This window comes from Parapedobacter brassicae (assembly GCF_051400755.1).
Lineage (GTDB): Bacteria > Bacteroidota > Bacteroidia > Sphingobacteriales > Sphingobacteriaceae > Parapedobacter.
Window position 1 is genome coordinate 141839 of sequence record NZ_JBLFFL010000001.1, and the last position, 26326, is coordinate 168164.

Genomic DNA, 26326 nt, shown 5'->3' on the forward strand with positions numbered 1-26326 from the left:
AACTTAGCTAAACTTGCATATAAAAGCAAGTTATTGGTCGCTCATCTGCCATTGAAGGACAAGCCATGCGACTAAAAATTACGTCTTTTTTATAAAATTTTCCGTACAATTGTATAACTCAAAGAGAGGAAGGGATACATGTACCAATCCAAAATAGCCGGCATGGGATATTATGTCCCCAAGCAGGTATATACCAACCATGATCTGACCCGTTTCATGGATACCAGCGACGAGTGGATACAGGAGCGGACTGGCATAAAAGAGCGCCGTTTTGCCAGTCGCCTCGGCGAAACCACGACAACCATGGCCATCGAAGCCGCTAAAATAGCGCTTGAGCGGGCAGGCACCACTGCTCGGGACATCGATTTTATCGTGTTTGCCACCCTGAGTCCCGATTATTATTTTCCGGGCTGTGGCGTTTTGTTGCAACGCGAAATGGGTATGCGTGAAATCGGCGCGTTAGACGTTCGAAACCAATGTTCAGGTTTTATATATGCGCTGTCTGTGGCCGATCAGTTCATCAAAACAGGCATGTATAAAAATGTATTGGTGGTGGGCAGCGAGAAGCATTCGTTCGCGATGGACTTTGAGACGCGCAGCCGCAATGTTTCGGTCATTTTCGGAGACGGTGCAGGTGCTGTCGTGCTCCAGCCCACCGAAGAAAAGACCAAGGGCATCCTCAGTACCCACCTGCACAGCGATGGTGCCGAAGCCGAGTCGTTAGCCATGTATTATCCCGGAGCACACGCCAATAAATGGCTCAAGGACAAGCCACCGTTTCCGGAGCAGGAACTGGGCGGTCTCTTCCTGACCGCCGAACAGCTTGAAAGCGGCGCAGCATTGCCTTACATGGATGGGCCTGCGGTGTTCAAGAAGGCCGTGGTCAAATTTCCGGAAGTCATCAAGGAGGCATTGGCCGTCAACAGCCTTTCGGAAAAAGATATCGATTTGCTCGTGCCCCATCAAGCGAATCTCCGCATCAGCCAATATGTACAGAAGTTACTGGGATTAGCCGACGACCGCGTGTTCAATAACATCCAACGGTATGGAAATACCACAGCGGCTTCGGTGCCGATCGCCCTATGTGAAGCGTGGGAAGCAGGAAGAGTCAAGGAAGGCGACCTGATCTGCCTGGCCGCATTCGGTGCTGGCTTTACCTGGGGAAGCGCACTGATCAGGTGGTGATCATGACCACGCTAACCCGCCGAATCCAACGCCTCAAAGGGTGAATTTTTACTGACAAATTCGGGAACGATCTCCTTCATCTTGCGGACCACTCCGCTGCTGTTTCTCCGTTCGTTGAGCGCGATCAGTTCGTAAATCGAACGTTTGGCCAGCTCGTGCTCGATGGAATTGACGCGGGCGATGTGAATCTTGTCGTGATGCGTGGGCAATACCTTCTCGCCGTCGTTCAACAACTCTTCATAGAGTTTCTCGCCGCTGCGAAGTCCGGTATAGACAATTTCAATATCCTGATCGGGTTTAAGTCCCGCCAGCTGTATCATTTTTTTGGCCAGGTCGACAATCCTCACCGGTTTCCCCATGTCAAATACGTAAATTTCACCCCCGTTGCCCATGGTACCGGCCTCTAATACCAATTGCACGGCTTCTGGTATGGTCATAAAATAGCGCGTGATATCCGGATGGGTCACCGTAATCGGTCCGCCTTTTTCGATCTGCGCCCGAAAACGCGGAATTACCGAACCATTAGAACCCAAAACATTGCCGAATCGCGTGGTAATGAAACGCGTCCCTTTCACCATTTTGGTCTTGCCGGTGGCCGTGTCCATCAATTGCAGTGACTGTTGTCCGTCAAGGCTTTGGGTGTAAATCTCTGCGATCCGTTTGGAGGCCCCCATCACATTTGTCGGGTTCACGGCCTTATCCGTGGAGATCATCACAAACTTCTTCACGCCGAAAAGGATAGACAGATCGGCAATATTCTTGGTTCCTCCCACATTGGTACTGACCGCTTCCCCTGGATTCCGCTCCATCATCGGCACATGCTTGTAGGCGGCCGCGTGATAAACCAACTCGGGTCGATAATCGTTGAATATCTGATGCATGCGTTCCAGGTTTCGGATGTCCGCAATGGCCACCACCACGTTGCTTGATGGGAATGTTTCGTCGATCTCCAACTGAATCTCATGCATGGGAGATTCCGCTTGGTCGCAAAGGATCAGCATCTGGGGTTCATATCGCAGCACCTGACGAACGATTTCCGAACCGATCGAACCGGCGGCGCCGGTGATCAAAATCCGTTTGCCGCATAGATCATCACATATCTTATCGTTATTGATCTTGATGGGCGCCCGCTGCAATAGATCTTCGATACGCAGATTCTTGATCTGCTGAGGGCGGAGCCTGCCCGATATCCATTCGGATGCCGGAGGCACGGTCAGCACCTTAATTCCGAGCCGCAAACAGCGCTCTACGATGACCTTTTTCTCCCGGCTGCCCAAATGATCTTTCACGAAAATCATCTGATCAATGGCATACCGATCTTTCAATGCCGCAAGATCCTTGACATGGTAAACTTTTTTCCGCTCGATATAGCTGTTCAGCTTACTCCTTCCGGTATCAATAAACCCAATGATAATGACCTTCGACTCCCGGCTATTCTCCAATGCCTGCTTCGCCATGATCGCATTCTGATCGGCTCCATAAATCAATACCCGCACCGTATCCACATCCCGTACCCGCCGCATGAGCATAAAATAAATGCTTTTAACTGTGATGCGCAGCATGATGAGAAATGACGTCGCGATAAAAAAGTTGATCAGCAGGACCAATCCCAAATGCGCATCGCTCGTATGGAGAAGCGGGTTGACGACCAGGTAGGTGACCAGTAAATACGTGACCGAGGTGATCAGCATTGCTGAGAATATTTTCAACATATCCCGTGTATCGGAATACCGGATCAACCCGGTGTGGATCCGCATCAGGAAAAATATCGGCAACGCAATGCAACTGTATATTGCCGTATAAATAAAAAAATGCCCCCGAATAATGTCGTGGAAATTAAATTGTTTAGCGACAAAATAGGATAGCGAAAAAGACCAGGTCAGGATTAACCAATCTAAGAGCAATATTGCCCAACGAGGTACGGTCTTGAAGCGAAGTATAAGTTCTTTCATGTAGTTCAGATAATGTAGCCTCACTCACCTTACTCGACCGAACGAGTTACCCCGCCTATTTGCTACAACTTGTGCAACAGTACTTGATGCTTGAAAAGCAATCAAGCGTTATATAAAAAACGCCGTTCAAAGATACAACGCAAAAATATAAGAAATGTTTAGTAAAACATATACTTAACAGTAGGTATTTTTTGGCCATCCAATAAAACGAAAAAAGGGCAAAAATGCCCTTTTTGATGCGTTTTGTGGACCACAAATGGTCCGCTAACCATTGGATAGCGCAGCGGCTCCGCTCACGATCTCCGTCAACTCGGTGGTAATAGCGGCCTGTCTGGCCTGATTATACGACAATTTAAGCGATTTCAACAGGTCACCGGCATTGTCGGTGGCCTTATCCATCGCCGTCATCCGTGCCCCATGTTCGGAAGCATGCGAATCTAATATCGCTTTGTACAGCTGCACTTTAATCGCTTTGGGAATCAGCTCCTCGATGATCTTTTCCTTAGAGGGTTCAATCAGGTAATCCACTTCCAGTTTCGACTGCGCAGACTCCCCTGTCGGCGGCAGCAACGGCAGCAGTTGCTCGGCGGTCAGGACCTGGACGGCCGCATTCTTAAATCGATTATACACCAGCTCCACCCGATCATAGTCGCCCTCCACAAATCCCTTCATGATCATCTCTGTGATCTTAGCGGTATTTTCGAAATTCAAGGCGGCAAACAATTCATTGTGATCGCCCATCACCCGATACTTGCGCCGTTGGTAATAATCCTGTGCCCGTTTGCCGATGGCCAATATGCTCACATTTCCAGCCTGGTGTTGCGCATTGTATTTCGCGGCAATCAGTTGGTTGGCCGTTTTTATCGCATTCGCATTAAACGCCCCCGCCAATCCCCTGTTGGAAGCAATCACGACCACCAGCACCTTGTTCGGTTTACGATCAACTGTATAAGGAGAAGCGCTGCCTTCAACACTGGCCGATACATTCGCCAAGATTTCCCTGAGCTTCTCAGCGTAAGGACGCAACTGCACAATGGCATTCGTAGCCCGCTTAAGCTTGGCCGCAGAGACCATCTTCATGGCCTTCGTGATCTGCTGTGTCGAAGATACCGAAGTGATCCGGTTCCTTACTTCTTTTAAATTTGCCATTTTTTAGACACTAGACGTTAGACACTAGACGTTAGACACTAGACGTTAGACACTGGACTTTAGACACTAGACTTTAGACACTAGACTGGTTTGTCTGTTGTCTAAGGTCTGATGTCTATTGTCTAAGGTCTGATGTCTGATATCTCATGTCCCCTGTTAATACTTATCCGCCAATTCCTTCGCTACCTTGTTCAGTACCCCCGTAAGCTCATCATCGAACTTACCTGCTTTCAGCGCTTTCAACACTTCTGGATGGCGCTGTTCAAGCTGTTGAAGGTATTCGGCCTCAAATTCTTTTACTTTATTCACCGGAACGCTGCGGAACAGACCCTTCGTCCCGGCATAAATGATGGCTACCTGTTTTTCTACAGACACCGGTGAGAATTGGCGCTGCTTCAAGATCTCCACGTTGCGCACCCCTTTATCCAATACCGCCTTGGTGGCCGCATCAAGGTCCGACCCGAATTTGGAAAACGCTTCCAACTCCCGATACTGGGCCTGGTCGAGTTTCAACGTACCTGCCACTTTCTTCATAGACTTGATCTGCGCATTACCGCCCACGCGCGATACCGAAATGCCCACGTTGATGGCCGGGCGTACCCCTGCGTTGAACAGGTTGGACTCCAAGAAAATCTGACCATCCGTGATGGAAATCACGTTGGTCGGAATATAGGCCGATACGTCCCCTGCTTGCGTCTCAATGATGGGCAGTGCCGTGAGCGATCCGCCACCCTTGACCAGCGGCCGGATCGACTCAGGCAAGTCATTCATCTGGCGAGCAATGGTATCAGACGCATTGATTTTAGCCGCGCGCTCCAGCAGCCGGCTGTGCAGGTAAAATACGTCACCGGGGTAAGCTTCACGGCCCGGCGGGCGACGCAACAGCAAGGATACCTCGCGGTACGCAACCGCTTGTTTAGACAAATCGTCGTAAATGATCAGCGCCGGACGACCCGTATCGCGGAAAAATTCGCCGATCGCGGCACCCGCCATGGGTGCATAAAACTGCATCGGCGCCGGATCCGCAGCAGAAGCCGCTACCACAATGGTATACGGCATCGCTCCGTTCTCTTCCAACGTACGCACGATGTTGGCCACGGTGGAATTTTTCTGCCCAACGGCAACGTAGATACAGAATACAGGCTCACCCGCATCGTAAAACTCCTTCTGATTGATGATGGTGTCGACACATACCGCTGTTTTTCCCGTTTGGCGGTCGCCGATCACCAACTCCCGTTGACCACGGCCAATCGGGATCATGGCATCGATCGCTTTGATACCCGTTTGCAAAGGCTCATTCACCGGCTGGCGATAGATAACGCCCGGAGCCTTGCGCTCAATAGGCATTTCATAGACATCGCCAAGAATCGGCCCTTTACCGTCGATCGGTTGGCCCAGTGTATTCACCACACGGCCCAGCATACCCTCGCCTACTTTGATCGAAGCAATACGACGTGTACGTTTGATGGTATCACCTTCCTTAATCTCATCGGATTGACCGAGTAATACAACACCCACATTGTCTTCTTCAAGGTTCAATACAATGCCTTGCAGCCCGCTCTCAAACTCAACCAACTCACCGGACTGTACTTTCGTCAAGCCATATATACGCGCGATACCGTCGCCGATCTGCAATACGGTACCCACTTCTTCAAGCTCGGCTTCTGATTTGAAGCCCGACAATTGCTCTCTTAAAATTGCCGATACTTCATCGGGTCTTACCTCTATCATCTTTGTTATATTAGGGGTTTCTTTTGTTATTTACTATTTATTTTTCGCTATTAGCCGTTTGTTTCCTGCTATCGTCTGATGTCTGATATCTCGTGTCTGATGTCTCGTGTCTAACGTCTCGTGTCTAACGTCTCGTGTCTCGTGTCTAACGTCTGATGTCTGATGTCTGATGTCTCGTGTCTAACGTCTCAACTAACCACCTGCGCATCAAAATGCCGTTCCAGCTTCTTCAGCTTGCCGGCGATGCTGGCATCGACCTGCTTGTCGCCCACCTTCACCACCAGGCCACCGATCAGCGATGCATCCACTTTGTTTTGCAGGATCACGTCGGCGTTGATCTCGCTGGCAATCACCTGTTTCAAAGACGCCAGATTTGCTGCCGAAAGGGCAATAGCCGAAACGACCGTTGCATGGACGATACCCTTCACCTCGTTGTATTCGCGAATGAATTCCTGCGCGGTCGCATACAGGATACCGGCACGCCCCTTGCGGACCATGATATGGAAAAACGCGGTAATAGATGGATGAATTTTCTGCTCGAATAACGCATCCAGGATAGCGCTTTTTTTATCTTGCTTCATGATAGGGTTCCGGAGTACGGCTTGTAGTTCCGTGCTTGCATGCAACACCGCCACAAACTGCTCCATATCCTGCCTGACCGTTTCCAAGGTCCCTTGTTCCTGTGCCAGGTCAATAAGCGATTTGGCGTACCTTGACGCAACTTTAAACTCTGACATGTCTTAGCTCAATTTCACGTCTTTCAGCAGATCGGCCACCAATGCTTCTTGCTTCCGTTCGTCTTCAAATTCCTTTTGCAGCACTTTGCGTGCAATTTCCAGCGAAAGAGACGATACCTGGTTCTTCACCTCTGCCAGTGCGCGTTTCTTTTGGTCGTCTATCTCCTTACGCGCCTGCTCGATCAGTTTGGCACCCTCGACATGCGCCAGCGACTTCGCATCCAGCACGATCTGGTCTTTCAGTTCTTTTGCTTCCTTGAGGATAACATCGCGCTCGGCACGGGCAGCCTTGAGCAATTGCTCATTCTCATTGGTGAGGCGGGCCATTTCTTCCTTGGCTTTTTCAGCCGATGTCAACGCATCTTCGATGGATTTTTCGCGTTCGCTGACCGCCTGCATAATGGGTTTCCACGCAAACTTACGCAAGAGGACTAACAATAAGAGAAACGCTACCGCTGTCCAGAATACTAATCCGATGCTCGGATTACCAATGTCAAAACTCATATTATAGTTTCTAGTTTCTTAAAGTGAACGCTTGTTAAATAAGGGCCGGACACAAAACCAACCGTCAGGTATCCGGCCCTTTTTCATTCAGTGTCTTTATTGGGGATTGTTGCCCAACAAAGCGACTACGATAGCAAACAGTGCAGCACCTTCAACAAGCGCCGCTGCAATGATCATAGCAGTCTGAATTTTTGAAGCAGCCTCGGGCTGACGTGCGATACCTTCCATCGCTTTGCCACCAATCTGTCCGATACCAAGACCGGCACCGATCACTGCTAACCCGGCACCAATTGCCGCAATTGAACCTACCATAACAATTTAATTTAATGTATATTAATATAAGGATTTACAAATCAATGGTGCTCCTCTACCGCCATACCGATGAACAGCGCGGTGAGCAACGTGAATATAAAGGCCTGCAAAAAGGCCACCAACAACTCCAACACATTCATGAACAGCACGAATACCAACGACACGGGGGCAATTGCCAGCGACTTGAAAACGAATATCAGTGAGATCAAGCTGAGGATAATGATGTGCCCGGCGGTAATGTTCGCAAACAAACGAACCATTAATGCAAACGGCTTCGAAATCACGCCGATCAATTCAACCGGAATCATGATGGGATACAGCCACCAGGGCACATCCGGCATGAGAATATGTTTCCAGTAATATTTGTTTCCATTTAAATTGACGGTCACCAGCACCACCAGTGCCAACACAAATGTGGTCGCAATATTTCCGGTCACGTTGGCCGCTCCCGGGAAAATGGGGATCAAGCCCATCAGGTTATTCAACCAGATAAAAAAGAATATCGTCAGCAGCAACGGCATGAACCGCGCATATTTATGCCCGATATTCGGGCGCGCGATATCATCCCGCACAAACAGAATGATTGGCTCGATCAGCGACTGGAATCCCTTAGGAGATTTACCCTCACGCTTTTTGTATGCCCTAGCTACAGACGCGAAAAGCAATACCAACACGAGCACCGATAGGAACATGGATGCCACGTTCTTGGTAATGGAAAAATCCCACACCCGCTTAGACGCTTCCTCATCCACCGCTCCGGCGGCATTCACTACCTGAATTTTTTTCTTATCCACCAATCGATAGGTATAATAGCTACCTTGGTGGTCGTGCTCGCCGTGATGGAACGCGGAAGAAAGGAAAAATTCAAACCCCTTATCGGTATATAAGATCACTGGAAGTGGGATGGACATATGCCCCCAAAGGTGCCAATCATGCGCGTCGCTGATGTGCTCCATGATGGCTTCAGTAGGCTCATATACTTCTTCGCTGTGCGCTTCATGGCCTGTCGAAGTGACGCTATCAACAGCCGTGTTGTCGGCGGCTTGTACAACGGAAAAGGTTGTTAAAACGGCAAAAAATGCAAAGAAGCTTACTATTTTTGAATCGAAAAAGTGCCTAAAATCCATCTATTCCCAATTTTTTACGTCTGATTTTGGTCGCGCAAGTTACGTAACAAACATATAACTTCAAAGAGCGTAAACAAGAAATACAAGCAAAAAAAATTCAAGGCCGTAAGCATCTTATTTTCAGGATATTTTAAGATCAGTACCGCAACCACCGTCAAGCAGGCAAAAAGCTTAATAAAAAGCCCGCCCATCAGAAAGTAAATCGAAAATTCGCCCCCGCTGCGCATCCCCCGGTCGCTGAGGACATAAGCGAACAGCGTGAAGAAAAACACTGTCGCAAAAAGCAACCAGAAATACGGGCTGAGTATCGTGATCGTATCAAAGGCATGCTGTAACGCCAGCGCCGCCAATGCCACCAGCAGCGCAAATCCATGATAGTATAGCAAAAAGCGACGCAGCTTCATCCTACCAAGCGATCTCACCTTTGAATACAAACGTGGCAGGCCCCTCCAAAAAGACGTCGGTAAAGCGGTCCTCATCTTTGGAAAAACGGATGGTCAGGTCGCCCCCGGCCACCCGGATAGGCGTCTGCAATACGCCGTTCCGTCCTTCGTGCCAGGCCATGGCCAACGCCACTGCCGTGGCGCCCGTACCGCAAGCCAACGTTTCGTTTTCGACACCGCGCTCATACGTACGCACGAAATAGCCCTCCCCGTCGGCCTCCACGAAATTCACGTTGATCCCTTGCGCCCGGTAAGCAACGCTATACCGAACGTTTCGCCCTTCATCAACGACCGGAAAGGCTTTAAGGTCACGTACGACCTTTACGTAATGAGGCGAACCGGTATTCAACACATAGGCATCGCCGTCTTGGCTGATTTCAACTACATCGGCCATTTGCAGGCTTATCCATCCGGCCTGATGGCTGTGTACGCGGGCACGATGCAGGCCGTCTGCTGCCAAAAAGGCAGTTTCACTGCCAATAATACCCAGATCTTGCGCAAACGCCACGATACAGCGCCCACCGTTGCCGCACATGCTTCCCTCATGACCGTCAGCATTGTAATAGATCATTTCAAAATCATGGCGCTCCGCGTCCTGCAAAAGCATCACCCCATCCGCCCCGATACCGAACCTTCTATCGCAGAGCCGACGCACCAAATCCACGTTATTCCTGTCGAATAGGCCATTCCGGTTGTCCAAGATAATGAAATCATTGCCCGCTCCTTGGTACTTATAAAAGATATGCGTTTCCATACGTTGACCGTAAACGGGTCAAAGGTAGTCATAATCCGCGGACAGGCTTTAACATTATTTAACAGAAAACTGTCCCTATTCATTTGTTTGCGAGTCCTAAATGGTATTACATTTGAACATCTTTTCGCAATAGCAAATTTTCGACTTATAACGATTGGAATGACCATGAAAAAATTAGGATTAACATTCGTAACCGCACTTGTAGGAGGCTTGATAGCTGTGGGCGGTTATAAACTGTTTGAGCACAAACAGGAAAGCAACATGTCATTTGAGGAACGGCAGCAATTGCATTACGCCAATAACCCGGTTCCCGACGTAGTTTCGTCCACTGGCAATCCGGATTTCACCCAGGCGGCGGCGATGGTTGCACCAGCGGTGGTCCACATCACCACCACGTATTCCGGACGTCCGCGAGGTGCTGGCGGCGGTGATCCCATGGAGTTGTTCGAGGAGTTTTTCGGCATGCCGCGCCAGCAGCAGCCACGCTCGCAACCGCCAGCCCAAGCCACCGGATCCGGTGTCATTATCTCCGAAGACGGTTACATCGTCACCAACAACCACGTTGTTGAGGAAGCCAACAAAATCGAGGTACAGTTGACCGATAAACGTGTCGTACAGGCGAAGGTTATCGGTCGTGATCCCAATACGGACTTGGCTCTGATCAAAATCAACGAAAAAGGACTGCCTTTCGTACGATTTGGCAATTCAGATGATGTGCGCATCGGCGAGTGGGTATTGGCTGTCGGTTACCCGCTTGGTCTGGAATCGACCGTAACCGCCGGTATTGTCAGCGCAACCGGCCGCGCTACAGGCATCATCGCCCGTGAACTGCAACAGCGGCAATACCAGCAACGGGGCTATCCGCAGACCGATGAGGAGCCGTTGATCAACACCGCCGTAGAGTCATTCATCCAGACCGACGCGGTGATCAATAAAGGAAATAGCGGCGGACCGCTGGTTAATGCCAACGGCGAACTGATCGGCATCAACTCCAACATCATGACACCCACGGGCACATATGCTGGATACGGATTCTCGGTACCTGTAAACCTCGTCAAGAAGATTGCCGATGATTTCATCAAATTCGGCATGGTCAAACGCGGATTGATCGGCATTACCTTCCAGGAACTCAATCCGGCAACGGCTAAGGAGCTGGAAATCAAAGAAATCAACGGACTTTACGTTAGCGAAATTGTTCCTGACGGTGCAGCAGAAGAAGCCGGAATCAAAGCAGGCGACATCATTACCAAGCTGGATGGCCGCGTCATCGCATCGTCGTCAGACTTGCAGGAACGCATCTACCGGCTGCGCCCGGGCGACAAGGTGAAACTCACCTATACCCGCGAGGGCAAAGAACGCGATGTAACGGTGACCCTGAAAGAGGATACCCGTGCAGCCGAGAGAAAAGCTGAAGAAGAAAGTGCAGCCGAACGCAGCGCCACGGAGATCTACAACAAGCTGGGCGCCGGATTCGTGCCGGCAAGTGCCGCCAAGAAAAAGGAATTGGGCATTTCTTCAGGTGTAGTGGTCACCCAAGTACATCAAGGCGGACTGTTTGACTACTTCAATGTACAACGTGGACTGGTCATCACACAGATCAACGGTGCGCCGGTAAACAGTGCAGATGATGTCGAAACGGCGCTTGCTGATTCCGAGCGGGGCATCGTCCGCATCGTCGGCGTGCCGCAACAGGGTACTCGTGTCGAGCTGAATATACCCATCGAATACTAGTCAGTAAAGCATACGACAAAAAAAATCCCGACCAACTGGCCGGGATTTTTTTATGGATTCAAAAATTTAAAAAAAGCAATATCGTGTACTAGCAGTATTCGTCAAACGCGGCAGCCAAGTTGTCCGCGATCATATGAGCGGGCCGACCTTCGATTTGGTGTCGCTCGATCATGTGCACCAGCTTACCATCTTTGAACAGGGCCATGGCCGGCGAAGACGGTGGATAAGGCAGCATGTAAGCACGCGCTTTATCAACAGCGTCTTTTTCCATCCCCGCGAAAACGGTCACCACTTTGTCGGGATGCTTTTCATTTTTAATTGCAGTGATGGCAGCCGGACGGGCATTGGCGGCGGCACAGCCACATACCGAATTGACCACAACCAAGACGGTACCGTCCTGTTTAATGGCCGAATCGACTTCTTCTGGCGTCTTCAGTTCTTCAAAACCGACATCGGTTAGTTCCTTGCGCATCGGCGCTACTAAGTATTCGGGATACATGGTTTTAATCCTTTCTGTTTGTTTAATTCAAAATTCTTGGCAAAGATACAGCTATACAATGCTTTTAGCAAATGTCGCGCCTCACCTGAATGTCAGAATTCAACGGAACGTTAATCACGTTTGAACGACAGCTACATTGTTTTCAAGCAGTCCAGTGAATAGTTGGCCACTTAACTTTAATTGAAGAATAGAGAAAAACTAGTAATATTTTATATTTTATCGTAAAATCATCGTGTTATAATCGTAAAGTAATCGTATTTCATACGATTACTTTACGATTAGTAGATGTTAAATTTATGATAATTAGTAAAATTATACTCATATTTAAATTGACTTCATATTGATTTCATTTGCCAATTAGTGGCAAGCCTTTGAAAATCCGCCGCGAAAGCCCTATCTTTGCCATCGTTAATTTCATTAAAGCATATCACGATGTCAACAGTAGACACTACATACGTCCCTTATAAAGTAAAGGACATTAGCCTCGCCGAGTGGGGTCGCAAAGAAATTGAATTGGCTGAGGCCGAAATGCCGGGACTGATGGCGCTCCGGGAAGAATTTGGCGCAGCAAAACCGTTGCAGGGTGCCCGCATTGCGGGATGCCTGCACATGACCATCCAAACCGCTGTCCTGATCGAGACACTCATCGAGTTGGGCGCCGAGGTTAGCTGGTCTTCGTGCAACATCTTTTCTACGCAAGACCATGCCGCCGCCGCTATCGCCGCAGCCGGTATCCCGGTATATGCCTGGAAGGGCATGACCGAACCGGAATTCAACTGGTGCATTGAACAGACCTTATTCTTCGGTGAAGGCCGCAAGCCCCTCAACATGATTTTGGATGATGGCGGCGACCTCACCAATATGGTTTTCGATAAATATCCCGAATTGATCGAAGGGATCAAAGGGCTTTCGGAAGAAACCACTACCGGGGTGCACCGTCTTTATGAACGGATGAAGAATGGCACCCTGCATCTCCCGGCCATCAATGTGAATGACTCGGTGACCAAATCCAAGTTTGACAACAAGTACGGTTGCCGCGAGTCGCTGGTAGATGCCATCCGCCGTGCTACCGACCTGATGCTGGCCGGCAAAGTAGCCGTGGTTGCCGGATATGGCGATGTGGGCAAGGGCTCTGCCGAGTCGCTCAGCAGTGCCGGTGTGCGGGTCATCGTGACCGAAATTGACCCCATCTGTGCGCTGCAAGCCGCTATGGAAGGATACCAGGTGAAGAGATTTGCGGATGCCGTCAAGGAAGCCGATATCATCGTTACCACCACCGGTAACCGAGATATTGTGCGTGCCGAGCATTTCAAAACGATGAAAGACAAAGCCGTCGTGTGCAACATCGGTCACTTCGATAATGAAATTGATGTTGCCTGGCTCAATCAGCAATACGGACACACCAAAGTGGAGATCAAGCCTCAGGTAGACAAGTATACCATCGATGGCAAAGATGTCATCTTGCTGGCCGAAGGCCGGTTGGTCAACTTAGGCTGTGCCACCGGGCACCCTTCGTTCGTAATGAGCAACTCGTTTACTAATCAGACATTGGCCCAGATCGAGTTGTGGACCAACAACGGAAGTTACGAAAACAAGGTGTATACGCTACCCAAGCACCTGGACGAAAAAGTAGCCCGCTTGCACCTTGCCAAGATTGGCGTGGAGCTGGATGTGCTCGACCCGCATCAGGCTGAATACATCGGCGTACCGGTAGAAGGGCCGTATAAACCGGAGCACTACCGGTACTAACAACATCACGCGAGCACGCGAAGAATCGCGCAACGAACGCTAAGGGGTACCAGATGCCTATCGGTGTACGTTGCGCGATTTTAGATAATGCTCCGTCGCCTCCCGTGCGTTGATAAAGCGATCTTGACCTAAACCGGCAATCACTACATAATTCGCCTGAATGGCCTGCAATTCATGGTGCCATACCTGCATGAAATGCTCGCGCAAATGAGGGAAATCCCGTAACGGGTCGTCTACCCAAGGAAGGTCGATGTCCATCAGCAAGTACAGGTCATAGTGGCTGGCCTGAATGGTCTCCTGCACCACCTCCGGTGTGTGGCCAAACAGGTGGTCGCACCACACCTTCATGGTGAGTATCATCGTGTCGCAGATCAACAGCTGATGCCGAGCAAGGGGCACCAAACTCCGTTCCAGTGCAAGCTGCCCATAGAACATGTTCATTTCATCCTGCAGCGTGTATTCACCATTGAGGTGCCGGCAGTATTCCCGGGCGTACTCCGGCACACATACCGTTTTATAATGCCGGGCCAATTGCTCGGCAATGGTTGATTTGCCTGTCGATTCGGGACCGACAACCGCAATGCTGATCAACTGCTTTTCATTTTCCAACATGTGCAAACATAAAAATTGCCATTGGTTTTTCAACCAACGGCAATAACGTTGCAAAGCAAACTGCTTATTTAGAATACGTAACGGGCTGTAACGCCGCCGTTCGCGTAAAAACCGCTATGGTAATCATATCCTCGTACGACATGGACGGTTGGCCGGATGTCCGCTGAGAATGCAAATGGTGCATTCCGAAGCTTATAATCTACACCGCCTGTCGGGAAAATACCGGCATTGAATCCCCTCCTGTCGTCAAAATCGGAAAACGTATTGGATAACACCATACCGCCACCGACAAACCATTTAAACCCGTCAATATCTCCGATGGGAAAATGGTGCTGGTAAGTTCCCGAAATAGACACGCTGGTCCAATCGTAATCACCAACAGAATAAGGACGGATGCCGAGATCGAACTCCAGCGCACCCGGCTGGGTGATGAACGTTTTAAACGCCGCAGCAATCACATCGTAATAACCGGAGCCCAAACGGATACCAATGGAATTCTTGTAATCGCTCTGTGCAGATGCGATCATCGCAAATGCCGTGAATAACGTCATTAATGTCAATTTAATTTTCATGGCTTTAATTTTTACGTTTATGCCCCAAAAGTAAGACATTCCTATGATGAAAGAAAACATGTTAACCAATAAAGAAAAAATACCTGAAAATAGGTAGCCGAAAACGGGATAATAAGCGCTTCGAAAATCCTTATGAATTATTAATCGATTATTCCAGTAAAAAAACATACCTTTGCACTCCGACAAAACAGTCGGAATACCCTACCCAATCATCCCAGGATTCTTGCTGTTTTGACGCTGTAATATCGTTGAACATTGTTAACGTTTTTCACCACATAATGCCCAGAAACACTTCCATCAACTCTGTTTTGATTATCGGTTCAGGTCCCATTGTCATCGGACAGGCCTGCGAATTCGATTATTCCGGATCACAGGCAGCCCTTTCGCTCAAGGAGGAAGGAATTGAAGTATCCATCATCAACTCCAATCCGGCGACCATCATGACCGACAAGGTGATCGCCGATCACGTGTACTTGCTGCCACTCACCTGCGAAAGCATCGAACAAATCCTACAGGAACAGCATATCGATGCCGTCTTACCCACCATGGGCGGTCAGACAGCCCTCAACCTGTGCATCGAGGCCGATGTACGCGGCCTGTGGAAAAAACACCAAGTGCAGGTTATCGGCGTGGACGTGGCGGCCATCGAAAAGACTGAAAACCGTGAAGCATTCCGCCAGCTGATGGTGGATATCGGCGTCGGTGTCGCCCGGTCAAAAATTGCCAACTCCTTCTTGGAGGGTAAAGAAGCTGCTCAGCAAATAGGCTTCCCACTGGTTATCCGTCCATCCTATACATTAGGCGGTACCGGAGGTGGCTTTGTGCACAAGAAAGAAGATTTCGAGGTTGCGCTTAGCCGCGGGCTTCAAGCCTCCCCCACCCACGAAGTGCTGGTTGAACAAGCCGTATTGGGCTGGAAGGAGTTCGAGCTGGAACTGCTGCGCGACAGCAACGATAACGTCATCATCATCTGTACCATCGAGAATTTCGACCCCATGGGCATCCATACCGGCGATTCCATTACGGTTGCACCCGGCATGACGCTAAGCGATCGCTGCTATCAGCAGATGCGCAATCAAGCCATCCAGATGATGCGGGCCATCGGTAATTTTGCAGGAGGTTGCAACGTGCAGTTCTCGGTCAACCCGGAAAATGAGGATATCATCGCCATCGAAATCAATCCACGCGTATCGCGTTCATCCGCGTTGGCTTCCAAAGCCACAGGATATCCCATTGCCAAGATCGCGTCGAAACTTGCCATTGGCTATAACCTCGATGAACTCGAAAACCAGATCACCAAGACCACTTCGGCATATTTCGAACCGACATTGGATTACGTGATCGTCAAGGTACCTCGCTGGAACTTTGCCAAGTTCAAGGGTGCAAACCGCGAGCTGGGCCTGCAGATGAAGTCCGTCGGCGAAGTCATGGCGATCGGGCGCACCTTTATCGAGGCGTTGCAGAAAGCCTGCCAGAGCTTAGAAACTGGCCGCTACGGCCTTGGTGCCGATGGCAAACAGCTACGCAACCTGGAAGAGATCATGTACAGCCTCGAACATCCGAGCAGCGACCGTCTATTTCACATCAAGGACGCCTTTGAGCTGGGTGTCCCGCTCGAATCCATCCGTAAGGCAACGCATATTGACAAATGGTTTTTGCTTCAGATTCAGGAGTTGGTGCACTTAGAAGCAGAATTGCGCCGTTATCAGCTGAACAATATTCCCAGGGATTTTTTCATCACCCTGAAACAGAAAGGATATTCCGATGCACAAATCGCCTGGCTGCTGACCAACGTCACCGAAGACGATGTCTACAATAGGCGCAAGGAACTGGGCATCCGACGGGTATACAAAATGGTCGACACCTGTGCCGCCGAATTCCAAGCACAGACGCCTTATTATTACTCTACCTTCGAGGATGAAAATGAGTCGGTCGTATCAGACAAGAAGAAAATCATCGTCCTCGGCTCAGGCCCGAACCGCATCGGGCAGGGCATCGAATTCGACTATTCCTGTGTGCACGGCCTATTGGCCGCCAAGGAAGCCGGATATGAGTCGATCATGATCAACTGCAACCCCGAAACCGTATCGACCGATTTCAACATGGCAGATAAGCTCTATTTCGAGCCGGTCTACTGGGAGCACGTCCGCGAAATCATCGAACTGGAAAAACCCGAAGGGGTCATCGTACAGCTGGGCGGGCAGACCGCCCTGAAAATGGCCGAACAACTGGAATCTAACGGCATTAAAATCATCGGCACTTCCTTTACCGACATGGATCTGGCCGAAGATCGCGGCCGCTTCTCCGATCTCCTCAAATCATTGGACATCCCCTACCCGCAATATGGCGTAGCGGAGAGTGCTGAAGAAGCGCTGATCGTAGCCAAAGAAGTGGGCTATCCCGTGCTTGTCCGTCCAAGTTATGTACTCGGCGGGGAACGCATGAGCATCGTAATCAACGACGAGGAGCTCGAAAAGGCTGTCGTGAAGCTGCTGCGCAACCTGCCTGGCAACCGGGTGCTGATCGACCATTTCCTCGACCGCGCCGAAGAAGCCGAATCCGACTCCATCAGCGATGGCGAAGATGTGCACATCATCGGCATGATGGAACATATCGAACCCGCCGGCATACACTCCGGCGATTCGAGCGCGGTATTGCCACCGTTCAGCCTGTCTGAAAACGTACAGCGCCGAATGGAGGAATACACCGTCAAATTGGCCAAGGCACTCAACGTAAAGGGGCTGCTCAACATCCAGTTTGCGATAAAGGATGAGAAGGTCTACGTCATCGAAGCTAATCCACGAGCGTCGCGCACGGTACCCTTCATCGCTAAGGCATATGATGTTCCTTACGTCAATATCGCCACCAAGATCATGCTGGGGGTCAATAAATTGAAAGATTTCAACATCGAACGCAAGCTGACTGGCTACGCCATTAAAGAGCCTATCTTCTCGTTCGACAAGTTCCCGGATGTGGATAAGCAATTGGGACCCGAAATGAAATCCACCGGTGAGGCTATCCGCTTCATCAAGGACTTGGATGATCCGTTCTTCCGCGAAATGTACGCTAAGAAGTCGATGTATCTGAGTAAATAGCTGATCTAAAGTTGCTAAGTTTGTCCATATAAAACGTACAGCGATGTCATACCGAATAGAACACGATACCATGGGTGAGGTGCAGGTACCTGCCGATAAGTATTGGGGCGCACAGACCGAACGCTCACGCAACAACTTCAAAATAGGGCCTTCAGCTTCGATGCCCAAGGAAATCATCGAAGCGTTTGCCTATCTCAAAAAAGCAGCGGCCTTCACCAATGTGGATGCCGGCATCTTGCCCGCTGAAAAACGCGACCTGATTGCGCAGGCATGCGACGAAATCCTTGCCGGTCAATTGGATGATCAATTCCCGCTGGTCATCTGGCAGACCGGTTCGGGCACGCAGTCCAACATGAATGTCAATGAAGTGATCTCCAACCGAGCCCACGTCATTCAGGGCAATGCGTTGGGCGAAGGCAAGCCATTCGTTCACCCTAATGACGATGTCAACAAATCGCAATCGTCCAACGACACCTACCCCACGGCCATGCACATCGCGGCCTACAAAAAAGTAGTAGAAACCACCATCCCCGGCGTCGAAAAACTGCGCGACACGCTGAAAGCAAAGACCGAAGCATTTGCCGAAGTTGTTAAGATCGGCCGTACACACCTGATGGATGCGACCCCGCTCACCTTGGGTCAGGAGTTTTCGGGTTATGTAGCCCAGCTCGACTACGGCCTGAAAGCGCTCAGGAATACGCTGGACCACCTGTCCGAGCTGGCACTGGGTGGTACCGCTGTAGGGACGGGCATCAATACGCCGAAGGGCTATGCTGAGAACGTGGCCAACTATATTGCCGATTTTACGGGACTGCCGTTTCGTACTGCACCCAACAAATTCGAGGCATTGGCTTCCCATGACGCCCTCGTGGAGAGCCATGGTGCGTTGAAACAGCTGGCCGTATCGTTACACAAAATCGCCAACGACATCCGGATGCTGGCTTCGGGCCCGCGTTCAGGCATCGGTGAGATCCTGATCCCCGAAAATGAACCCGGCTCGTCTATCATGCCGGGCAAGGTAAACCCCACGCAATGCGAAGCACTGACGATGGTCGCCGCGCAGGTGATCGGCAATGACGTGACCATCGCGTTCGGCGGGGCAAACGGACATTACGAACTGAACGTGTTCAAACCGGTAATGGCCGCCAATTTCTTGCAGTCTGCCCAATTGATCGGCGATGCGTGTGTGTCATTCAATGACCACTGCGCCATCGGTATCGAACCCAACTATGCTGGCATCAAGAAGCACCTCGAAAACTCCCTGATGCTGGTCACGGCACTCAATCCACATATCGGGTATGAAAATGCCGCGAAAATCGCCAAGAAAGCCCACAAAGAAAACAAATCGCTGCGCGAGGCCGCGCTCGAACTAGGACTGTTGACGAATGAGCAATTCGACGAATGGGTACGTCCGGAGGACATGATCGGCGGGTTGAAATAGGGATCACATACCGGTTGCTGATGGCCGGCATGTTTTTGCTATGCATGGGCGGTTGCCGTTTCAATCCTGATGTCCAAAGCGAGGGGGCAGACTACCTTCAAGGCGTGTGGGTGCAGGACAGTGTGCCCATGCAAGATGCGTTGCTTCAATACACCTTGCATGAATTGAAATTCACCTGCGATTCCGTCTATGCCACCCTGCACACCACTGCTAAGGTCGTGAACGTTGCCGACTCATGCTATAACGGCGGGGTGTGGACCGAATACGCGAAGGGGGTGTATGTGGTGCGGGGCGACAGCCTGTTGGTAGACGGCCTGTATACGAAGGCCGATTGGCGGCAGAAGATCTCCGGCTGTTACCGAACGGGGCAGTACCTTCCCCGTTTCAAGATCGTGCGGTATACTGCTGATTCGCTCGTGCTCGAAAACCGCTATGATCAACGTCCCATGCTGCTGCGTAAAACGGGTGACATTAGCTGTGTGCCAAAAAAAAGATGGCAATAAAAAGGGGGTAATTCAGGCGATTGCATCTCGACTGGATCCGGTTCGCTTCGCTGCCGTATCCTAGGTCTCGCCTGCAACTACCTGAATTACTGGGGAGTGTAGGGAAGTGGAAGGAGGGGGGGGTAATTCAGGCGATTGCATCTCGACTGGATCCGGTTCGCTTCGCTGCCGTATCCTAGGTCTCGCCTGCAAGCCACCTGAATTGATGGGGAGTGTAGGGAAGTGGAAGGAGGGGGGGTAATTCAGGCGATTGCATCTCTCGACTGGATCCGGTTCGCTTCGCTGCCGTCTCCGAGGCTTCGTCTGCAACGACCTGAAATCATGGGTTGGGGGAATGGTGGAGATTGTGGAGGTGTTTCAGGTGGTTGCTCTTCAGCTGGATCCGGTTCGCTACGCTGCCGTCTTCTAGGCTTCGGCTGCAACTGCCTGAATTGATGGAGTTGTTGGAAAAGGGAGGGACTGCAGGAACAAAAAAGGCGGCACATGTCGCGCCACCTTCTTGATTTATTATCAACTAAACTATATTTTTAGAACGGCAGATCGTCGTCTTTTCCGTCATCAGCAGAAATATCCACCGTAGGCGGCGCATCGAATGCTTGCGGTCCGGGGCTGTGTTGTCCATTTGACGCTACGGGAGTATTTGCTACCTTGGATACGCGCCAAGCGACCAATGAGTTGAAATAGCTCGTTACCCCGTCCTTATTCGTCCAAGGACGTCCGCGCAGATTGAATGAAACTTCCACCTCATCGCCGACATTCAGGTTGTCGAACAATGAAGTCCGGTCCTGCGTCGCCTCAAAACGGATATATTCGACAAACTGGGGATTTTCGGCATACTGAATAATCAAATCCCTTTTCTTGAATGTATCGGTAACCTGTTGCACATCACCAATCTCGTGTACTTTTCCTCGTATTTCCATTACTTGCTTCTTTTATTGAACCTGCACGGCAAAAAATCACCAAAGCGGGCCTATCAATCTTTCAACTAATTAAATTACCTGTTCTAATGAAACCGTAAAATTACATATTTTTTACTTACGATAATAAGTACCTTTGCCAAAATCTTATGGAAGTTTTCAACACCCCCAGTAAAATCATCATTACCTGCAACAGGCGGTTATCGCCCTATCTGCAAGACGAGATCCGTCGGTTGGGATTTGATATTAAGCGCGGCTTCGCTACGGGTGTGGAGCTTTTGGCGACGGTCAACGATTGCATCCGGCTCAATCTCAACCTGCATTGCGCCAGTCAGGTCCTTTACTCCGTGAGCGCTTTCCCGGCAAGTGATCCCAATGAGCTTTACGATGCACTATCGGCCATTCCCTGGGAAGAGCTCATCGCGTTCGATGGCTATGTTTCGGTCACGTCCAATGTGAATAATCCGACGATCACCACCCCCTTATTTGCCAACCTGAAGGTCAAGGATGCGATAGCCGATCGCATTAAAAGCAAAAAAGGGCTACGCCCCAATAGCGGTCCGGAGCTGCACAAGACCGTGGTACATCTTTATTGGCAGGATGACCAAGCTGAAATTTTCATTGATACTTCGGGTGAGACCCTCGCCAAACACAGCTATCGCAAGCATCCCGGCAAAGCGCCTATGTTGGAGGCACTGGCCGCAGGGGTCGTATACGCCACGGAGTGGGATGGGCGGGCGGCTTTCGTCAATCCCATGTGCGGCTCAGGCACACTGGCCATTGAGGCGGCACTGATCGCCACCAACCGTAAACCCGGTCTCTTCCGCATGAACTATGGCTTTATGCATCTCGTGGGTTACGACGAAGAGGTCTTCTTCGCCGAACGGCGACGGCTAAAAGAGCAGGTCGATAAAAAACCTACGGCCAACATTATCGCATCCGACATTTCCCGAGAAGCAGTCGATATTGCTATCCAGAATGCCAAGACCGCCGGGGTAGACCAGCTTATCCAATTCCATGTCTGTGATTTCGAGGATACCCCCCTGCCAGATGGTCCCGGTGTGGTGGTTTTCAACCCCGAATATGGGGAGCGCTTGGGCGTACATACCAAGCTCGAAGCGACTTATGCCCGCATCGGCGACTTCCTGAAACAACGGTGCGCGGGCAAACGCGGCTTTGTATTTACCGGAAACCCCGATTTGGCCAAGAAAATCGGTCTCCACACATCGCGTCGGACCGAATTCTACAACGGCAAGCTGGATTGCCGCCTGTTGCAATATGAAGTCTATGAAGGAAGCCGTCGGATCAAAGACGAAAACAACGATTGATGCAAACATACATCGACCAGACCGCTGATTTCGTGCGTCAGCGGCTTGCCGGGGCAGAAGCCGGCCACGATTGGTGGCACATCCAGCGTGTATGGAACAATGTGATCGCCCTGCTCCGCCGGGAAGAAGCCGACCGTCTGACCTGTGAATTGGCGGCTTTGTTGCATGATATTGCCGACAGCAAGTTCCACGACGGTGACGAGACACTCGGGCCTGCAATTGCCGGAGCCTTTCTGAACAGTATCGGGGTGCCGCCAGTCACCATCGAACATGTGCAGGCGATCATCCTCAACATGTCGTACAAAGCGAGTCTGGGGCATGTGTCCTTCCGTTCTAAGGAGCTCGAAATCGTGCAGGATGCCGACCGTTTGGATGCGATAGGCGCTATCGGCATCGCCCGCGCTTTCCATTACGGTGGCTTCAAAAACCGGGAGCTCTATCATCCGGAAATCCCTCCACTTGTTCATCAGGATAAGGAAACCTATAAAAACAGCACGGCACCCACCATCAACCACTTTTACGAAAAGCTCCTCCTGCTGAAGGACAAGATGAATACGCCGACAGCCAAGGAGATCGCCGCAGAGCGGCACGCGTTTATGGAACGGTATCTGGAACAGTTTTATCGCGAATGGGAGGGTAATTAAAACCCGCCCTTTACCATCAGCAGGCACTCGCGCGCGGCACGTTGGTTATACTCGTCTGTCATGCTCTTGTGGTTGATGAGATCAACGATGGTTCCGATCCAGCAGAAACCAATCGTAAGAAAATAGATAACCCCCATGGCCACCTGATTGAGCACAAACCGTTGGATGCCCGCAAACCCCAGAAAACCAATCAGGGTAAACAACAGGATATCCTGCGCGTTTTTGCGCTTGCCACTGTATAAGAATACAAAGTTTTTCACCTGATCCTCATTCAACGAAGCTGTGGCATGTTCCAGGTACATCAACTCCTCGGGTGAGATCCCATGGATGCTCATTAATATATTACGGTTACTCATGGCGGTTATGTTTCGTCCAACTATAATATTCTCTTCTTGATAAGGCATATATCCGATGGGCAATCACCCCAAAGGCCGGTATCCCGAGCCAATGCATACGGAAAGATGCTGGTATTTCCCCATGCATGAATAGCGCGATCGAACGGCCCAACCCGCATCCGGGGCACCAATCCAATCCCATGTTTTCCAACGGGCACAGCGTAAAATGATGGCTATGCGGATTGGAAAAATAGAGTAGCACCAACGCCGTTGTCCAACACAACAGCTCAATCGGAAGCGCCGATCTCCCCATGCTCAAGACCCCTTTGCCATTGCTCATCATCAATAAGACACCCGATATACTATTATGTTACGGTCTTAATCCATTAGTATTCAGTAAAATTAAGGATTTAACCGAAAAATGCAAGTGTAGGCCTCTGCTAAAAATTCGACTTTTGTGGCACTTTTTTAACAAAATGACTACCTTTAGCCAACAATACGCTAACACAAATAGGCTAACTAGCGGCCAAATAAAAATATATGAAACCTGCTATGACAGCGACTTCGCAAAAGGCGATGTAATGCAGGTTCCATGAGGCCTTTAAAAATAAATGATCACGAATGAAACGCATTTTTCTGTTATTAACCGTATGCGCGATGTCGCACTTCTCTTTTGCCCAATTTATTCAAAACCAAGTCATCGCCCATCGCGGAGCGTGGAAGGTAGACAGCTTGCCCCAAAACTCCATCGCCTCGCTGCACCGTGCCATCGAACTGGGATGTGCCGGCACTGAGTTTGACGTACACCTCACCAAAGACGACGTACTTGTAGTCAACCACGACCACGAGTTCTATGGGATGGACATCGGCACGTCTACCTATGCTGAACTGCTGACCAAAAAACACCCCAATGGCGAGTCCATCCCCACTGCTGAAGAATATTTGCGCGAAGGGATGAAGCAAAAGAAAACCAAGCTGATCTTTGAGCTGAAAACATCCAAGCTCGGCAAAGAGCGCACCCAGTATTCCGCTGACCTATCGGTTCAGCTGGTGAAAAAACTCCGCGCGGATAAATGGGTCGAATACATCCTGTTCGACTACGATGGCGCCAAGCGTGTCATTGAGCAGGACCCCAAAGCCAAGGTATATTACCTCAACGGAGACATCACCCCCGCACAGGCAAAGGCGGACGGTTTTTACGGGTTGGACTACCACTTCACCGTGTTCCAGAAAAATCCGACATGGATAAAAGAGGCGCATGATCTGGGCCTTATCGTCAACGCATGGACTGTAAATGACGAGGAAGAAATGCGCAACCTGCTGGATCAGGAGGTCGAATACCTCACAACGGATCAGCCGGCCCTGGCACTCGATGTCATCCGTAAACACAGCAAATAAGTTAATAATGACCCATATGAACCGTTTAACCTTACTTTCCATCGCATCTTGCCTGCTGCTTACCCGGTGCGACACGCTAAGCCAAATCGCCACCACCGGCGGAACAGGTGGATCGACCTCGCCTTCGTCCACGTCTTCCACGCCCGTAAGTTCGGGCGAAGCGGCCTCGGGGATCAAACAGGCGCTCAGCCAGGGACTGGATCGCAGCATCAAGTCGCTGGCGGTTCAGGACGGTTTCCTGGGCAACGCTGCGGTCAAGATACTGATGCCGCCCGAAGCCCAAAAAGTAGAGAGTGCCCTCCGCGGAATCGGGCTGGGGTCGCTGTGCGACAACCTGATCCAAAGTCTCAACCGGGCTGCCGAAAGTGCGGTCAGCGAAGCCGCTCCGGTCTTCGTATCCTCGCTTTCACAGTTGACCATACGGGATGCGACCAACATCCTGCTCAGCGGCCAGCAGGATGCCGCCACCGATTTCTTTAAGCGCACCACCACCAGCGAATTGGCCAAGCGGTTCAGTCCCATCGTAGAAGGCGCCCTCGGCAAGCACAACGTGGCTAAATATTGGAATACCCTGGTCACCCGTTACAACCAGATTCCGTTGGTCAACCAGAAGATCGAAACCGACTTGAACAAGTACGTCACCCAAAAAGCCATTGATGGTCTTTTTCATCAGGTGGCACAAGAAGAGCTGAAAATACGGAACAACCTGGGTGGCGCCCGTACCACACCGCTGCTGCAAAAGGTATTTGGATACGCAGACAAGCAAAAAAGCAGCTTATAGCAATGAAAACGTTCCTGATTCCGGTCGATTTTTCGGATGTCTCCTATACGGCAGCTCAATATGCGGTGGATATGGCCGCCCACCTACATGCGCATATGCTCATATTCTACCACTCATACGCCCACCGGCCGACAGATGGATTTGAAACCGACCACGGGTATGAAAGCAGTACGCTCAGGCACCTGGAAAAGATGGCCGCCAAGCTACATATGCCCGCCGCCTTATCATCCGAACAAGTTATCTTCGTAGCCGATGATAAGCCTGTAAAAACCGGCGTTGAAACCATCGTGTCCCAATATGGGGTATCCATGATCGTGATGGGCATCGCCGGGATGTCCGATATCGAGAACACGCTTATCGGCCGCAATACCATGGCCGTGGCTGCGTCAGGCGTTGCGCCGCTGCTCATCGTGCCGCGGAATCACACGTTTAAACCGATACGCAGGGTGGTATACGCTACCGACCTGAAAGAGGTGGAATACATCACGCCCGCCGCAAGCATTATCCGGCTCGCAGGCCAGCTGGAAGCCGAAACACACATCGTGCACGTCGACCCGGCTACGCAGGGGCAGACTCCCGAGAAACTCTTAGGCAAGCAGGAGGTGCTCAAGATGCTGGAACCGCTGAGGCCAATATTCGATGTAAGCGAACACAAAGATGAAGCCGATGGGATTTTTGATTATGTCAAAAAGCACCAGATCGACCTGATACTGATGGCCTCGCGCAACTACAGTTTCTTCCAGCGGCTTTTCCACAGCAGCGTCAGCAAGAAGCTCCTGAACATCGCCGATGTGCCGGTCGTATTGTTGAAGAATAAACCTTAGTTT

At 50.6% G+C, this 26326-nt stretch carries 26 protein-coding genes; 11 read left to right on the forward strand and 15 right to left on the reverse strand.

Annotated features, from left to right (window positions below):
- Positions 1–138 precede the first annotated feature (138 nt).
- Entirely contained in the window at positions 139–1185 is a 1047-nt protein-coding gene (locus tag ACMGDE_RS00650; protein ID WP_436830811.1) for a 3-oxoacyl-ACP synthase III family protein, read from the forward strand.
- A gap of 11 nt (positions 1186–1196) precedes the next feature.
- Here ACMGDE_RS00650 and ACMGDE_RS00655 read toward each other — a convergent pair whose 3' ends face one another.
- The 9 genes from ACMGDE_RS00655 to dapF form a co-directional block, all read right to left on the reverse strand.
- Positions 1197–3137: a polysaccharide biosynthesis protein gene (locus ACMGDE_RS00655; RefSeq protein WP_436830812.1), complete on the reverse strand. Its 1941-nt coding sequence runs from the start codon at positions 3135–3137 to the stop codon at positions 1197–1199.
- A gap of 264 nt (positions 3138–3401) precedes the next feature.
- Positions 3402–4286 carry an ATP synthase F1 subunit gamma gene (atpG, locus tag ACMGDE_RS00660; RefSeq protein ID WP_436830813.1) on the reverse strand — a complete coding sequence of 295 codons (885 nt, stop codon included), beginning with the start codon at positions 4284–4286 and terminating at the stop codon, positions 3402–3404.
- Positions 4287–4442: 156 nt separating this feature from the next.
- Positions 4443–6017 (reverse strand): F0F1 ATP synthase subunit alpha, encoded by a 1575-nt coding sequence (gene atpA / locus ACMGDE_RS00665; protein ID WP_436830814.1) that lies wholly within the window; start codon positions 6015–6017, stop codon positions 4443–4445.
- Positions 6018–6205: 188 nt separating this feature from the next.
- The gene (gene atpH / locus ACMGDE_RS00670) at positions 6206–6754 is read right to left on the reverse strand and encodes an ATP synthase F1 subunit delta (protein WP_436830815.1); all 549 of its coding nucleotides are present in this window, start codon (positions 6752–6754) and stop codon (positions 6206–6208) included.
- A 3-nt stretch (positions 6755–6757) separates the two neighbouring features.
- Entirely contained in the window at positions 6758–7258 is a 501-nt protein-coding gene (atpF, locus tag ACMGDE_RS00675) for a F0F1 ATP synthase subunit B (RefSeq protein ID WP_436830816.1), read from the reverse strand.
- A gap of 96 nt (positions 7259–7354) precedes the next feature.
- Positions 7355–7570: an ATP synthase F0 subunit C gene (gene atpE / locus ACMGDE_RS00680; RefSeq protein ID WP_436830817.1), complete on the reverse strand. Its 216-nt coding sequence runs from the start codon at positions 7568–7570 to the stop codon at positions 7355–7357.
- A gap of 41 nt (positions 7571–7611) precedes the next feature.
- Positions 7612–8697 (reverse strand): F0F1 ATP synthase subunit A, encoded by a 1086-nt coding sequence (gene atpB, locus ACMGDE_RS00685; protein WP_436830818.1) that lies wholly within the window; start codon positions 8695–8697, stop codon positions 7612–7614.
- A 14-nt stretch (positions 8698–8711) separates the two neighbouring features.
- Positions 8712–9101 (reverse strand): hypothetical protein, encoded by a 390-nt coding sequence (locus ACMGDE_RS00690; protein ID WP_436830819.1) that lies wholly within the window; start codon positions 9099–9101, stop codon positions 8712–8714.
- Position 9102: 1 nt separating this feature from the next.
- The gene (gene dapF / locus ACMGDE_RS00695; RefSeq protein ID WP_436830820.1) at positions 9103–9894 is read right to left on the reverse strand and encodes a diaminopimelate epimerase; all 792 of its coding nucleotides are present in this window, start codon (positions 9892–9894) and stop codon (positions 9103–9105) included.
- A gap of 165 nt (positions 9895–10059) precedes the next feature.
- Here dapF and ACMGDE_RS00700 point away from each other — a divergent pair, with 165 nt between their 5' ends.
- Positions 10060–11625: a Do family serine endopeptidase gene (locus ACMGDE_RS00700; protein ID WP_436830821.1), complete on the forward strand. Its 1566-nt coding sequence runs from the start codon at positions 10060–10062 to the stop codon at positions 11623–11625.
- A gap of 88 nt (positions 11626–11713) precedes the next feature.
- On the opposite strand, the gene ACMGDE_RS00705 is transcribed toward ACMGDE_RS00700, so the two are convergent.
- Positions 11714–12124: a BrxA/BrxB family bacilliredoxin gene (locus tag ACMGDE_RS00705; RefSeq protein WP_436830822.1), complete on the reverse strand. Its 411-nt coding sequence runs from the start codon at positions 12122–12124 to the stop codon at positions 11714–11716.
- 432 nt (positions 12125–12556) lie between these two features.
- Between ACMGDE_RS00705 and ahcY the strand changes: the two genes are divergently transcribed.
- Entirely contained in the window at positions 12557–13873 is a 1317-nt protein-coding gene (gene ahcY / locus ACMGDE_RS00710) for an adenosylhomocysteinase (RefSeq protein ID WP_436830823.1), read from the forward strand.
- A 57-nt stretch (positions 13874–13930) separates the two neighbouring features.
- Here the strand turns inward: ahcY and ACMGDE_RS00715 are convergent, their stop codons facing one another.
- Both ACMGDE_RS00715 and ACMGDE_RS00720 read right to left on the reverse strand, forming a co-directional pair.
- Entirely contained in the window at positions 13931–14485 is a 555-nt protein-coding gene (locus tag ACMGDE_RS00715) for an AAA family ATPase (RefSeq protein WP_436830824.1), read from the reverse strand.
- Between the two features lie 68 nt (positions 14486–14553).
- Positions 14554–15057, reverse strand: a complete 504-nt coding sequence (locus tag ACMGDE_RS00720) for a hypothetical protein (RefSeq protein WP_436830825.1) — start codon at positions 15055–15057, stop codon at positions 14554–14556.
- Positions 15058–15335: 278 nt separating this feature from the next.
- Between ACMGDE_RS00720 and carB the strand changes: the two genes are divergently transcribed.
- From carB to ACMGDE_RS00735, 3 genes are read left to right on the forward strand one after another with little or no spacing between them, the layout of a single operon-like run.
- Positions 15336–18152 (forward strand): carbamoyl-phosphate synthase large subunit, encoded by a 2817-nt coding sequence (gene carB, locus ACMGDE_RS00725; protein WP_436830826.1) that lies wholly within the window; start codon positions 15336–15338, stop codon positions 18150–18152.
- 43 nt (positions 18153–18195) lie between these two features.
- Positions 18196–19593: a class II fumarate hydratase gene (gene fumC, locus ACMGDE_RS00730; RefSeq protein WP_436830827.1), complete on the forward strand. Its 1398-nt coding sequence runs from the start codon at positions 18196–18198 to the stop codon at positions 19591–19593.
- Positions 19554–20096 carry a fumarate hydratase gene (locus ACMGDE_RS00735; RefSeq protein ID WP_436830828.1) on the forward strand — a complete coding sequence of 181 codons (543 nt, stop codon included), beginning with the start codon at positions 19554–19556 and terminating at the stop codon, positions 20094–20096. The genes fumC and ACMGDE_RS00735 overlap by 40 nt, the downstream gene beginning before the upstream one ends.
- 527 nt (positions 20097–20623) lie before the next feature.
- Here the strand turns inward: ACMGDE_RS00735 and ACMGDE_RS00740 are convergent.
- The gene (locus tag ACMGDE_RS00740) at positions 20624–21016 is read right to left on the reverse strand and encodes a DUF3127 domain-containing protein (protein WP_436830829.1); all 393 of its coding nucleotides are present in this window, start codon (positions 21014–21016) and stop codon (positions 20624–20626) included.
- A 146-nt stretch (positions 21017–21162) separates the two neighbouring features.
- On the opposite strand from ACMGDE_RS00740, the gene ACMGDE_RS00745 reads away from it, so the two are divergent.
- Together ACMGDE_RS00745 and ACMGDE_RS00750 are read left to right on the forward strand one after the other, a co-directional pair.
- Positions 21163–22341 carry a THUMP domain-containing class I SAM-dependent RNA methyltransferase gene (locus ACMGDE_RS00745; protein WP_436830830.1) on the forward strand — a complete coding sequence of 393 codons (1179 nt, stop codon included), beginning with the start codon at positions 21163–21165 and terminating at the stop codon, positions 22339–22341.
- Positions 22341–22985: an HD domain-containing protein gene (locus ACMGDE_RS00750; RefSeq protein ID WP_436830831.1), complete on the forward strand. Its 645-nt coding sequence runs from the start codon at positions 22341–22343 to the stop codon at positions 22983–22985. Before ACMGDE_RS00745 ends, ACMGDE_RS00750 begins: the two co-directional genes overlap by 1 nt.
- On the opposite strand, the gene ACMGDE_RS00755 is transcribed toward ACMGDE_RS00750, so the two are convergent.
- Positions 22982–23341 carry an NINE protein gene (locus ACMGDE_RS00755; RefSeq protein ID WP_436830832.1) on the reverse strand — a complete coding sequence of 120 codons (360 nt, stop codon included), beginning with the start codon at positions 23339–23341 and terminating at the stop codon, positions 22982–22984. The two genes, ACMGDE_RS00750 and ACMGDE_RS00755, sit on opposite strands and share 4 nt — an antisense overlap.
- Positions 23334–23660, reverse strand: coding sequence for a DUF2752 domain-containing protein (locus ACMGDE_RS00760; RefSeq protein WP_436830833.1), 327 nt, complete (start codon positions 23658–23660; stop codon positions 23334–23336). Before ACMGDE_RS00760 ends, ACMGDE_RS00755 begins: the two co-directional genes overlap by 8 nt.
- A gap of 281 nt (positions 23661–23941) precedes the next feature.
- Here ACMGDE_RS00760 and ACMGDE_RS00765 point away from each other — a divergent pair, with 281 nt between their 5' ends.
- Genes ACMGDE_RS00765 through ACMGDE_RS00775 form a run of 3 tightly spaced genes read left to right on the forward strand, consistent with a single transcriptional unit; the run spans position 23942 to position 26323 of the window.
- Positions 23942–24718 (forward strand): glycerophosphodiester phosphodiesterase, encoded by a 777-nt coding sequence (locus ACMGDE_RS00765; RefSeq protein ID WP_436830834.1) that lies wholly within the window; start codon positions 23942–23944, stop codon positions 24716–24718.
- A 16-nt stretch (positions 24719–24734) separates the two neighbouring features.
- A complete protein-coding gene (locus tag ACMGDE_RS00770) occupies positions 24735–25499 on the forward strand; it encodes a DUF4197 domain-containing protein (protein ID WP_436830835.1) in 765 nt (254 codons plus the stop codon).
- Positions 25500–25501: 2 nt separating this feature from the next.
- A complete protein-coding gene (locus ACMGDE_RS00775; protein ID WP_436830836.1) occupies positions 25502–26323 on the forward strand; it encodes a universal stress protein in 822 nt (273 codons plus the stop codon).
- The last annotated feature ends 3 nt before the right edge of the window (positions 26324–26326 follow it).